We start from the raw sequence: 13,000 nt of genomic DNA, 5'->3' as shown, positions 1-13,000 counted from the left end.
GGGGAGGTTCCCGAGTGGTCAAAGGGGACAGACTGTAAATCTGTTGCCAGACGGCTTCGTAGGTTCAAATCATGCATCTCCCATTTTTTGATTTTAAAGTTAAAATTTATAAGAATAAGATAAAATAATTCAAATTGGTTAAATTTATAAAATTTGTTAATTATATTAAAATATCAAGATAATAAAAAAAATGGTGGGGTATTTGCCTTTGAAAAAGTCAAGGGGTTGAGGCAAATTTTTTCCCCACCTTTTATTTATTTTAATATAAATTTATTAAAATTGCAAATAAAAAATAAAAAAATCTATAAAGATTCTATTTCTGGGATATTCAGGAGTTTTATACATTTTTTTAATATTCCATTAATATAATATATTATTATTATTTTTATAAAACTTTCATTTTTATCTTCATTTATTATTCTTTCTTTATTATAAAGAGTATTAATTAAACTACATAATTTTAATGTAAATCTTGTTATAATATAAGGTTCATAAATTTTTCCAGCACTTAGAATTATATCTTCAAATTTAAGAGTTTCTTTTAGAATACTATTAAAAAGCTCATTTGAGATGATAAAATTAACTACACTTTTAACAGTTTCATTTAAATCAATATTTTCTTTTTTAATGAAATAGAGCAATTCTTTTTTAAATAGATTTCCATTATTATTATTTAATTTTATTTGATTAAATTCATCAATTTGATATTTACAAAAAAAATTTTTTAATATTGAATTTAATCTTGAGATTGTATATTGAATATATATTGAAGAATCGCCTTCAAATGATAGAACTTTATCAAAATTAAAATCAATATCTTTAGTTCTTGAATTTTTTAATATGGAAAAGTTTAATGCTCCTATAGAGATTTTTTTTGCAGTATCCTCTGGATTTTTAGATATACCTTTTTCAATTGTTAGATTGTATGCTTTTTCATAAATTTTATCAAAAACATCTTTTAAAAATATAATATTTCCTTCCCTTGTAGCCATTTTTTGCCCAAGAAATCTCATTGTTCCAAAACTAACATGAAAAGTTCTATTTTTAAATGGAAAATTTAATTTTTTTATTACTCCAAATACCTGTTTAAAATGTAGTTCTTGGGTTACACCTACTATGTATAGAATTCTATCAAAGTGAAACCTTTCCCATCTATCAAGAAGTGCAGATATATCTCTTAAAAGATAAGTTGAAGTACCATTTGATCTTACTATTATTGCTGGGGGCATTTCTTTATCATTATAAACTTCATTTAGGTAAACAACTTTTGCTCCTTCAGATAAATTTAATATTTTATTTATTTCTAGAATATTTAATATTTTCTTAAGGTCCTTTTCTTTGTATTTTGATTCTCCTTCTATAAAATCAAAATCAATGTTAAGAAGTTTATAAATATCATGAAATTCTTTTAATGAAATATTCTTTATTTTTTCCCAGATTTTTAAATATTCTTCATCTCCTTGTTCAAGTTTTAAGAAAATTTCCCTTGCTTTTTCAGTAATTTCTGGATGTATTTCTTCTTCTTTATGATATTTTACATAAAGATTGAACAAATCATATATGTTTAATTTATTATTTTCAAAATCAGAAAGGTTAGTCCACTCTTTTATAGAATAAATTAATTTCCCAAATTGAGTTCCCCAATCACCTAGGTAATTAATTCCAATAACTTTTGCTCCTAGTTCTTGATATACTCTTTTAATTGCTTCTCCAAGTGATGTAGAAATTAAATGACCAATTCCAAAAGGTTTTGCGATATTTGGTGAAGAGTAGTCCATTACAAGCTTAAAATCTTTAAAAAATGGAGTTATTTTGATTGTAAAACCATTTTTAATAAAATTATTAAAAAGATTTTCGAACACAATTTTATTTATGAAAAAGTTTAAATAACCAGATAAAAAAAATATTTTGTCAAAATATTTGTGAGTTTTTATTATGTTATTATTATTTAATTTATTAATTAAAACCTGCGAAAGATCTATTGGATTTTTTTTTAATAATTTTGAGAATTGAAATAATGGTAAAGATATATCTCCATTTTGAGGATTTTCTGGGTACTCAATTAGATTATATATCTCTTCTTCTGTAATTTCAAGAGAAAACTCTTCAAATAGAATATTCTTAATAACTATTGATAAAAGATCTTTAATTTCGACAAGAGAATACATAAAAACCCCTCTTAATTTATTAAAAATTTATAAAATCTTGTAAATAGAATTATAAAAATAAATATAAGATCAATTATTTAATTTTTCAATTATTTCAAAACACTTTAATGTAGAATCTATATTTGCTTTATCTTTAAAAACTATATCAAAAGCAGTTCCATGGTCAGGAGAAACTCTTAAAATTGGTAATCCAAATGATATATTAACTCCTCCAGATTGTGAGAGTATTTTAAAAGGGATTAAACCTTGATCATGATAAAAAGAAATAAATAATTTAATATCATCATAATTGTTAGAATATTTTGAAAATATAGAATCAGCTGGATATGGTCCCAATATTTCAATGTAATTATTTTTATTTTTTTTATTTTCTTCATTTAATTTTTTAATAACTTTTTTTATCCATTTTTCTTCTTTTCCTATTATATAATTATCTGATGCATGAGGATTTAAAGCTAAAACAGCTATTTTACCATTAGTTCCATAGATTTTTTTAAAGTATTCTATTCCATTTATGAGTGCTTTGGAAAATGTTCTTTCATTTATATAATTTTTTAATTTTAATAATGGTACATGTGTTGTAACCAATAATAATGAAAAATTATCAGAATAAAATATCATATTTACTTTATTTTTTTCAGATAAATTAAACTTTAATAATATTTTTTTTAAATTAGTGAAATAGAAATTATAATAATATTTCTTAAAAAAATTTTGAAAATATTCGGTCTGTCCTATAAATTTATTAAAGATAAGAGATATAGATTTTTTTGAAACAGGTAAAGTAATAATTGAAGGTTTAATTCCAAATTTTATTATATTAATAGAAAGTATAGCAGAAAAATATAGATAAATTTCAGACATCAATCCATTTGTTATATGATTTTTTGAGTATTGAACATAAAAAATATTTTTATTTATTATTTTTTTAATACTATGTATATGATAGTTTTTTAAATATTTAAAAGAACTTAAATTTTTTATTTTTTCAAATCCATCTTCTAAATAAAAGTTGTAAAAGTTTTTATTTAGAAAGGTTTTATAATTATCTAAAATTTTTTCTAATTTATTATATATTAAGAAATTGATTTTTTCAATATCATCAATTATTATTTTAAGAATGTTTGTATCAAAAATTTTTTCTAAAAAATTATTGAAAATTTCTTTGAAAGATATATTATTTTTAATAACTGGCTCAAAAAAAGGATCATAAAAAGAGAACAAAGACAAACTATTTTTATTAATAGAAAAAAGGAAATTAATATCTGAAATTAAAGTTATTTTTTCTAAAAAGTTGTCAAGTTTAATTAAATTATTTATTGTTTCGGTTTCTTTAATGTTATTAATGTAAAGTCCTTTTTTTAATTGTTCTAAATTTAATATTATAAGATTTAAAATATTTTTTATAAATGATTCAATAGAACCAAATATAATAAATTTTTTATTAAAAAAGAAGTTTTGGCAGTTATTAAATTTATAAATAAGAGATTTAATTAATATTTCCGAAGATATCCCTCCAGGATCACCTTGTGTGATTATAATTATATCCATATATAATACAATTAATTGGATTTTATAAGAGAAATTTTAATATTTTTATGGCAGTTATTTATTAAAATTAAATTAATCTTCATATCTTTTTTCAATAATTTCTTTTGGGTAATGTTTTGGATCTGGTGCAATTATACAATTTCCTTCTAGAATAACGCCATTTTGTATAATTAATTCTGGGGTTTTTATATCTCCTAATATTGCTGCTGTAGGCATTAACATTATTCTTGTTCTTGCATATATGTTGCCAATTATAATGCCTTCTACGATAATAGTATTTGCAATAATATTACATTTAACTTTACCATTTCTTCCAACTATTAAATGCTCAACTCTTAACTCTTCACCTTCAAATTTGCCATCTACTCTTAATTGTTCTGTAGTCAAAATTTTACCAGAAAAAAAAGACTTTTCTCCAATAAATGTGCCAAAATCTTCAAAATTTTTAGCCATTACTAAGTCCTTTCTTCTTAGTTAGAATATATTTTATTAAAATTTAGTCAATAATAAAATTTGAATACAAATAAATCAGTGATTTTTAGGAATTAAAGATAAAGTTTTTTATTTTAGCTATATTTTCAGGGAGTTCTTCTTTAAATTCTAAAATTAAGTCCTTACATATTTTATAATCCTTTAATATAAAGAAAGCTTTTATTAAATTTATTTTTGATTCATTTTCAATTAAATTAATATTGAACAATTTGTTAAATTTTTGAAAGAGATTATAAACTTTTTCTTTTTGATTAGTTATAGAATAAAGATATATAAGTAAAGTGTAATATAGCTCATAACCTGGATCATTAAAAATTAATTTTAATAAAATGGTGTTTAATTGTTTTATTAATTCTTTATCTTTAAATAAGATTTCTGATTGAATAATTTTATATTTTAATATAATATAATTAATGTTTGGAAAATAATTATTATTTAAAATCAGCATATTAATATTTTTTGAAATAATTGCTTCTCTTTTAATATTTTCAATATTTTTCAAATTTTGAATATTAATTTTTATAATATCATTTACCTGGTTATCTTGAATTTTGATTAAATATTCATTTAAATATAAAAATTCTATTTTTAATAATTCCTTGATATTGAGTGAACAAGTTAAATTAATTACTGAATTTATAATATCGTTTTCAATTAACTTAAAAGTACTAAACTCTTTAGTTAAGTAACTTAATGTTCCAAACTTTAGAGATTTAATTAAAAAATTAATTAAAAAGTTTGTTACTTCTTTTGGAAGATTGATATTTTTATTATCTAATAATATAAAGAAAGGAGAATAATTTATTTTTAATTCATTTATTGATGTATATAAAATATGAAATATTTGCATGTATGGATTTTTTATATTTTGTTTTTTAAGGTTATTCATTTCAGATAAATAAAAGTCAAACTTATTTAGAAGAGCAAAATAAAAAATATTACTATAATAATTATATGGTGGTTTTAAATTATCTCTAAACAATAATAGTGCTTTTTCTTCTTTGAAAACAAATAAAAATGATAATAAACTAAAAATAATGTTTTCTTTGTAATCTTCTAAAAGATTTAAATTATTAAAAAATTCAAAATTTAGAAGATTTAAAATTTTTTCTTTATTATTTATGAATTCATCTATTTGATTATTTATTAAATTTTTATTGATTAAATATAAAAATAGTTTTTCAATTGAAAACTTTTCAACGAGGGTTTTAATTATTTGTTCTTTATAAACTATTTTATCTAATTTATCTAATCCCATAAAATAAATAAATTTTTAAATTAATTATAGAACCCTATCTAAATCATATATTAGAAAAATATTGTAATGTTTTTTCTTTAATCAATAAAAAAGGGAGGTTTTACCTCCCTATATATTTGTTAATTTAATTTATCTGAAATAATTAAAGGAATCTTAAAAAATAAAGTATATAGTTCTAAAATATAAATACTACCATGTATCTACCATATCGTCCATATCAACATTAGATTGTGAAAATACATTTGATCTTGCAGTAAGTTCATCAAAATAAACATAATAAGTACCATAAGATTCAGGAGGATTAGTTTCAATAAGAAGTCCTAAAAAAGTAATTCCTTCATTTTGAACATAGTGATATTCATCTTGAACAATATCAGGAGGAACAATTGTTGTGATTTTTTTCCATCCTAAAAAATTAAGTGTAGCCGCTTTTATATTTATAGATCTATTAAAAAAATCTGAAACAGTATAGTACAATGTATGGCTGAAATTTCTACCTACTACCCATATTGATAAAGTTTTAGTAATTCCAACTATTTTTATAGGTTTTGGAGGTTTAACTATAAATCTATTAGATCCCCTTTTATTAAACTGTACTTTTATACCCAAAACAAATTTATTTTCAATGCCAGTAACTGGATCTTTGTCTGGTAAAGCGGCAGGTTTACCAAGTCTTTTCATTAATAAAATTGTTCCTTGGTCAAGAGGCATCTGGCCGCTCCATGCTTCTGCATCTTCAAATTTAGTTACAATAATGTCTGTTAGGAGCTCACCCTTTTCAACATCAGGATCTGTTTGAGAAGTGCTTTGTTGTTGAGCTTTAATGTTAATTGATACTATATTTAATAAAAATAATAATCCAAATATTATAAGTAAAATTATTAGCTTTTTCATAATTGTAACTCCTTTTATTTATATTAAAATAAATTCCTCTTTCTTGTAAAACATTTATTCTCTATTTTTTCTCAAATATAGATGGATCATTTAAATCATCACCATCGAAAGTTTCATATGCTACATCAGTTAAAACAGTAAAATGATCAAAAAATGCATTAAAGCCTTCAAGTTGAGATCCAGGTAATGACCAGATAGTAAATCTTTCAAATAATAAATTTTGAATTCTTGGCAATGTTTGTTTAAGTTGAGGAATAAAATCAGGTACCACAATTTTATGGCATCTCCACCCTAAATAAGCAAGTCTTGCAATTGGTAAAGTGTGAGTTATTCCTTTATAATCTTTAACTTGCATTTCTAAATCATAAGCAAAATTGGCACCCCACACCCAGATATAAAAAGCTTTAGCTATTCCAGGAACACTAATATTTTCTTTGGGAAATAACTTAAGTTCGTTGTATCCCATTCTAAAATATGAAGTTTTAACCCCTAAACAATATTTGTTATTTGGATCACCTTTTCTCCCGAATAAAGCTTCAGGCCAGCTTTCAACTTTAGGTTTAACAATAGGATACCCTTTAGATGTATATTTAGAACCTTCAGCTTTCCAATCTTTATCGTTTGTTTCAAAGTCTTCTAAAACTTTTGAAACCAATAATTCATTTTTTTGTAAGTTTTGTTGAGCTTTTAAGTTTATAGTTTGAAAGTTTAAAATTAAAGAACAAATTGCTAGCAAGAAAATGAGTTTTTTTAGTTTCATAATTAAACTCCTTTTTATTAAAATTTAAATCCTTATATAATTTTTTTAACTTATCGGAAATTATAAGAATAATTTTTAACAATAAAGAAATTTATTTTAAAAAATATTAGTTTAAATTTTTTAATTTTTCAAATATTTTTTATAAAATTTTTTCAATTTTATTTTCATCATTCATAATTAAAATTTTTGGTTTTAATGAGTTTATTTCATTTTCATATAAATATACATAATTAACAATAATAATCTTATCACCAACTTGAACTTTTCTTGCAGCTGCACCGTTTATTCCTATAATTCCTGAACCTGCCTCTCCTTTAATTACATAAGTTTCAAACCTTTCTCCATTGTTTATATTATAAATTGAGACAACTTCATTTTCAAGTAATCCAGCTTCTTTCATAATATTTTCATCTATGGTTATTGAACCAACATAGTTTAAATCAGAAAATGTTACAGTGGCTCTGTGTATTTTGACTCTTAAAAATTTTCTTAACATTCCCAATATACCTCCACTTATATATCTTTATTATTATATTATTAAGAATTATTTTAAGAAAATTGAATTATTTATATATCGTTTATTTATAAAATTTTAATAAGTTTTGCTTTAAAAGTCCATGGTGAGATTTGTTGTATAATCTTTAATTTAACTTTTATTATTTGATTTAAGTATTTAGAAAGTTCTTTGTATTCTTTATCATTTAAGCCAATTAATATATAGGTTTTCCTTGATTTTGATTCTGGATTTTCAACAATTGAAAAAGTTTTTAAAGATTCATTTTCATATTTTTCAACTAAACCTTTTATCTCCATCTCTTTTCCTTCATATGTGAATTCTTTTGGACCGTTTGAAGTGTTATTTTTTGTACATGATACAGTTAAAAAGGAGGAAGATAGAAATATAAAAAGAGAAATTACAATATTTAACATGGAATTATTTTTTATTATTATTTTCATTAAAAACTCCTATTTTATTATTTTTTATATTTTTTAACAATTAAAGATATATTTATAATTAAATTTTTATTAAAAAAATTATTAGATTGTATATATAAAATACTATGTTGATAATAATTTTCTTTTAATAATTTAAATAAATTTAAATGTTTAGTAAAAAGTTTCAAGAAAAAATAAATTATTAAATTTTATTATTATTAAAAAATATTTTTTATATTCATTTTTTTGATATATTTAGTTTAATTAAAAGGATATATTATTAATTTATTTTTTTTTGATTTATTTCTTAATATAAATTTAATGCTGTTTTAAATTTTATTAGATATATTTAAAGGACACTATTATGATAAAAATTATTATAGATGATTTTACAAAAGAAAAGAGACTTGATAAATTTTTAATAGGATATTTTAACAATGCATCTAAAAATTTTATTTATAAAATTATAAGAAAAAAGAAAGTTAAAGTAAATGATAAAAAAGTTGATATTTATTATAAATTAAAGAAAGGAGATGAGATAAAAATATATATTTCAGATGAATTATTAGAGAAAAATAAAAAAGAGGTTACAGAATTCTATAAGGTAGAAGAATATTTTTTGAAAATTATATATGAAGATAATAATATCATTGTAGTTTATAAGCCAAAAGGAGTTATTGTTCATTCTGATCAAAATGAAAAGTATTGGATACTTCAAGAATTTATAATAAAATATTTAATAGATAAAAATGAATATAATCCAAAGATAAATAATTTTGTCCCTTCCCCCGTTCATAGAATAGATAGAAATACAGAAGGTCTTGTTATTTTTGCTAAAAACTATAAATCTCATAGTTTTATAAGTAGTTTATTTAAAGAAAAAAAAATTGAAAAAATTTACTATGCTTTTGTTTATGGAAAGCTTGAAAAAAAAATAGAATTAAATTTGAACCTTATAAAAGATGAGAAATTAAAAAAAGTTTTTGTTGGTAAAGGCGGTATTCTTTCAAAAACAATAGTAGAACCAATTAAATATAATGATAATTATTCATTTGTTAAGATTTTAATAGAGACAGGTAAGATGCATCAAATAAGAGTAAGTCTTTCTCATGCAGGTTATCCTATTATCGGAGATGATAAGTATGGTAAAAAAGAAAAGAATAAAATGTTAAAAAGGAATTTAAAAATAGATGGACAACTTCTTTTTGCAAATAGAATCTCTTTCCCTGAAAATATAGAGGATAAAGAGTTCAAATATTTAGAGAGAAAAGTTTTTGAAGATAGATTTGCATATAATCTTATTTATGTAAAAAACTATTTTGGTTTTTAAAAATTAAAACGTTAAATTTTTTCTTGACAAATATATATATATATATATATTTGCAAGCTTGCAAGATACAAATATAGTTATTATGGAGGGAAAAGATGGATATCATTGTTATTATTGTTGATACAGACGATAAAATAATAATAATTGTAATTACTAGATAAAATGATAATAAATAATAACAAGTAGTTAATCTCCTAGGAGATTTTTTTTTACTTTTTAAAATATTTTTTTTATATTTTATAATATATAATTTAAAATGTTTAATTTTTTTAATTTTTTTGGAAAAATATAAGGGAATTATATGAGAGCATTAAATCAAATAATATTTGATAATTTAGGAAAAAAATACAATAATAAAATAATATTTGAAAATATTTCATTTAATATTAAAAAAGGGGAAGTAATTAAAATCGATGGTTCCAATGGATGTGGAAAGAGTACACTTCTTAGATGTATTTCAGGTATTTCTAAATTAGATAAGGGTAAGATTTATATAAAAACTGATAAAGGTAAAACTGTCATAAATCCAGATTCAAGCTTTTATAAATCTACAGTTAGCCTCTGTTCTCAGCAAATGACTCTAAAAAATGAAAAATATCCTATAGAAGCAATTTATGGATATATTAAATATTTTAGAAGAGAAATAAAAAAAGATGAAATATTTCATTATTTTGAGCTTTTTAATATATCACTTGATGATCAAAAGAGAAAAATTTATCAACTTTCTGGGGGTACACAAAGAAAATTGGAGTTAATAAAAACTTTATTAGTAAATAGTGATTTTTTATTATTTGATGAACCATTAGCAGGAATAGATAAAAAAAATAAAGAAATTGTATTAAAAAAAATAGAAAGATTAAAATCAGAAGGTAAAGGCATAATAATAATTGAACATGGAGATTATTTTGAATCAATTATTGATAAAAAATATATTTTAGAAAATAAAAAATTATGGGAGGTAAGTAAAATGGAAGAGATTATTTCTATTGAAATTGAAAATGCAAAAGATATTGATGTAAATGAAATTAAACTTATTGATGGAGTACTTGATGCTCAAATTGAAGAAGTAGAAGAAGAGAATAAAGATTTTGATAAATTAAAAGATAAATTAGGAAATCTAGATTTATCAAATGCAATAACTATTAAATTAGATTCTTCTAATATAGATAAAGATAATGATTATAGCACTATTCTTGAGAAAGCTGGAATAGATCCTAAAAAGGTTAAATCAATGGAGGTATTAAATTTAAAAAATACTATCCAAAAAAAGTTTTTGTTAAAATTAAAGATTTTAAAGGATAAAAGAAAAAAAATTCTTTTAGAACTTATGGATTATTTAGATAGAAAATCTGTAATATATAAAAATATTTCTTTATAAGAGATTTTTAATTATTAATTTATTTAAAAAATAATTTTCATTTAAAGGTAATTATTATATGAGAAAGTTATATTTTATATTTAGTGAGATAAGAAATAATTTTAAAAAAACTGAGTTAATAATACCCCAATTATTTTCTCTTTTTATCCCTATCCTAATGTTTTATTATGGATATTCTAAGATGGGGTATTTTGAATATTCTAAAATCATAATTTCAGGATATTTATTTTCTCAATTATTATCAATTTCTTCAACAGCAGTAATTTTTTTAACAGTAGATTTGACTATAGGATCACTTAATTACTATTTTTCATTACCATTTTCTTCAAAAGAAGTTATTTCAATGAAATTTATAAGTTCCTATTTTTTATCATTTGTTTTAGGGCTTTTATCTTTTAGTTTATCTAATTTAATTTTATATAAAATTTTTGATTACAGATTAATATATATTGTTTTATTAATATTAATTCAAATTATTTTATTAACAGGTTTTATCTGTATTCTTACAATAATTATTAAAGATATTACTAAACTTGGTTTGATTTTATCAATTTCATCAACTGTTCTTATTTATTTTTCTCCTGTTTATTTTTCAGAAAAAATATTTAATCCAATTATAAAAAAAATTATTTATTTAAATCCACTATATTTTCCAATTGTTTTTTTAAGACAACTCATAAATAATTTTTTTGACATAAAAATTTTTATTATTTTAATTTTTCAAGCTTTTTTATATCAATTTATTGCATTTTTAATGCTTCATAGAAGAGTTGTAAAAAGTTTATAGTTTTTTTAATAATAAGGATTTTTTTATTTTTAATCTTAAAAATTAATTAACTTTTTTAATTTTAATTTAATAAAGCTAAAAAATAAATTTAATTTATTAATAAAGTTTATATTTTATTAAATAGAAAATTTTTATTTAAATCTTTGATAATAAATTGTTAATAAATAGTTATATTGACTTAAGAACAAATATTATTTTATTTTTCTTGACAAAATTTTAAAATAATATAATAAATTTTTTAGCAAGTTTAATCTATGCTTAGTATAATAATTTATAATAATGTGAAAATATCTTATTTTATTTAGATGAATAAATAATCGGGAAGTAGCGCAGTTGGGAGCGCACTTGATTTGGGATCAAGGGGCCGGGAGTTCGAGCCTCCCCTTCCCGAATAAAAAATGCACCTGTAGCTCAGCAGGATAGAGCATCGGATTTCTAATCCGAGTGTCGCAGGTTCGAATCCTGCCAGGTGTATTTTTTTTTATTTTTAATTTTTAACTATAATTTTATTTAATTATTTGTTTATAATTTTAATAATTTTTAGGTTTGTTTCTTTTAGTTTGTATTAAGTAAAAATATTTTAATAATTTTTAAAAGTGATTGAAGTGGTGGATGTAGCTCAATGGTAGAGCGCCTGACTGTGGCTCAGGATGCTGTGGGTTCGAGCCCCATCATCCACCCATTGATTTTTATATATTATTAAAAGTTTTTAATTTTAAATTTTGTAAATTATTTTTTATGAAATTATTAATTAAACAATTTTGATAAATTATAAAAATAAAAAAAGCTTCTCTATGATCATATTTTATTCAAAAATATTTTTTTTCTTTCAAATTATGCAAAAGATCCGGCTTTTATAAATATTTATGTTTTAATACTTTTTTTCAGTTATTCAACAATTATAAGGGGAGAAAAATGTTTTATTAGAGAAATTATTTGTTTTTATTTGTAAATATATATTGATTTTTTCTATTTATTTGATAAAATGCGCCTGTAGCTCAAATGGATAGAGCGGTGGACTTCGAATCCATAGGTTGCAGGTTCAATTCCTGCCAGGCGTAATATTGAAATGGGCTGCTAGCTCAGGTGGTAGAGCAACTGACTCTTAATCAGTAGGCCAAAGGTTCGAATCCTTTGCAGCCCATTTGTTTTTAAAATATTAGTTTTTGAGTTAAAAAATTATTAGAATTAGTTATTTTAATAATTTTAGTTTTTTCAAAGTTAATTTTATAATAAAATATTTCTTATTTAAATTAATTTGAGAGTGTGGTGGAATTGGAAGTCAAGACAGTCGTAGGATCTGGTGCAGCAATGCGTGTGGGTTCAAGTCCCTCCACTCGCAATTTTTATTTTTAAAAAATAAATCTTTAATTTTGAAGAAAGCTTACAAAACGGATTGGTACATAATAAACGTTTTTATAAATAGAAATAGAATAAGAATATAAG

11 protein-coding genes and 6 tRNA genes are annotated in these 13,000 nt (G+C 21.4%); 9 read left to right on the top strand and 8 right to left on the bottom strand.

Annotated elements, in window-relative coordinates:
• The first annotated feature begins 1 nt into the window (after position 1).
• Positions 2 to 83, top strand: a tRNA-Tyr gene (locus tag N3A58_04515).
• A gap of 219 nt (positions 84 to 302) precedes the next feature.
• On the opposite strand, the gene argS is transcribed toward N3A58_04515, so the two are convergent.
• From argS to N3A58_04475, 8 genes are all read right to left on the bottom strand, one after another.
• The gene (argS, locus tag N3A58_04510) at positions 303 to 2,168 is read right to left on the bottom strand and encodes an arginine--tRNA ligase (protein ID MCX8058656.1); all 1,866 of its coding nucleotides are present in this window, start codon (positions 2,166 to 2,168) and stop codon (positions 303 to 305) included.
• 69 nt (positions 2,169 to 2,237) lie between these two features.
• Complete coding sequence (locus tag N3A58_04505; GenBank protein MCX8058655.1) at positions 2,238 to 3,719, bottom strand: 4-hydroxythreonine-4-phosphate dehydrogenase PdxA; 1,482 nt, start codon at positions 3,717 to 3,719, stop codon at positions 2,238 to 2,240.
• A 72-nt stretch (positions 3,720 to 3,791) separates the two neighbouring features.
• Entirely contained in the window at positions 3,792 to 4,172 is a 381-nt protein-coding gene (locus tag N3A58_04500; protein MCX8058654.1) for a polymer-forming cytoskeletal protein, read from the bottom strand.
• Positions 4,173 to 4,257: 85 nt separating this feature from the next.
• Positions 4,258 to 5,469, bottom strand: coding sequence for a hypothetical protein (locus tag N3A58_04495; GenBank protein MCX8058653.1), 1,212 nt, complete (start codon positions 5,467 to 5,469; stop codon positions 4,258 to 4,260).
• A 189-nt stretch (positions 5,470 to 5,658) separates the two neighbouring features.
• Complete coding sequence (locus N3A58_04490) at positions 5,659 to 6,363, bottom strand: flagellar filament outer layer protein FlaA (protein ID MCX8058652.1); 705 nt, start codon at positions 6,361 to 6,363, stop codon at positions 5,659 to 5,661.
• A gap of 61 nt (positions 6,364 to 6,424) precedes the next feature.
• On the bottom strand, positions 6,425 to 7,123 hold the full coding sequence (locus N3A58_04485; GenBank protein ID MCX8058651.1) for a flagellar filament outer layer protein FlaA: 699 nt from the start codon (positions 7,121 to 7,123) through the stop codon (positions 6,425 to 6,427).
• Between the two features lie 139 nt (positions 7,124 to 7,262).
• The gene (locus N3A58_04480; protein MCX8058650.1) at positions 7,263 to 7,619 is read right to left on the bottom strand and encodes an aspartate 1-decarboxylase; all 357 of its coding nucleotides are present in this window, start codon (positions 7,617 to 7,619) and stop codon (positions 7,263 to 7,265) included.
• An 86-nt stretch (positions 7,620 to 7,705) separates the two neighbouring features.
• Positions 7,706 to 8,080, bottom strand: coding sequence for a hypothetical protein (locus N3A58_04475; GenBank protein ID MCX8058649.1), 375 nt, complete (start codon positions 8,078 to 8,080; stop codon positions 7,706 to 7,708).
• A 343-nt stretch (positions 8,081 to 8,423) separates the two neighbouring features.
• On the opposite strand from N3A58_04475, the gene N3A58_04470 reads away from it, so the two are divergent.
• From N3A58_04470 to N3A58_04435, 8 genes are all read left to right on the top strand, one after another.
• Positions 8,424 to 9,389, top strand: a complete 966-nt coding sequence (locus N3A58_04470; GenBank protein ID MCX8058648.1) for an RluA family pseudouridine synthase — start codon at positions 8,424 to 8,426, stop codon at positions 9,387 to 9,389.
• A gap of 301 nt (positions 9,390 to 9,690) precedes the next feature.
• Complete coding sequence (locus N3A58_04465) at positions 9,691 to 10,767, top strand: ATP-binding cassette domain-containing protein (protein MCX8058647.1); 1,077 nt, start codon at positions 9,691 to 9,693, stop codon at positions 10,765 to 10,767.
• Between the two features lie 58 nt (positions 10,768 to 10,825).
• A complete protein-coding gene (locus N3A58_04460) occupies positions 10,826 to 11,554 on the top strand; it encodes an ABC transporter permease (protein ID MCX8058646.1) in 729 nt (242 codons plus the stop codon).
• A 318-nt stretch (positions 11,555 to 11,872) separates the two neighbouring features.
• Positions 11,873 to 11,945, top strand: a tRNA-Pro gene (locus N3A58_04455).
• A 9-nt stretch (positions 11,946 to 11,954) separates the two neighbouring features.
• Positions 11,955 to 12,028: transfer RNA gene (locus N3A58_04450), tRNA-Arg, on the top strand.
• A gap of 134 nt (positions 12,029 to 12,162) precedes the next feature.
• Positions 12,163 to 12,234 (top strand) — tRNA-His (locus N3A58_04445).
• A gap of 307 nt (positions 12,235 to 12,541) precedes the next feature.
• Positions 12,542 to 12,615 (top strand) — tRNA-Arg (locus tag N3A58_04440).
• A 10-nt stretch (positions 12,616 to 12,625) separates the two neighbouring features.
• Positions 12,626 to 12,698 (top strand) — tRNA-Lys (locus tag N3A58_04435).
• The last annotated feature ends 302 nt before the right edge of the window (positions 12,699 to 13,000 follow it).

This window comes from Spirochaetota bacterium, assembly GCA_026415295.1.
Lineage (GTDB): Bacteria > Spirochaetota > JAAYUW01 > JAAYUW01 > JAOAHJ01 > JAOAHJ01.
The sequence above is the reverse complement of the archived record's forward strand: the minus strand, read 5'-3'. Positions and strand labels throughout refer to the sequence as shown.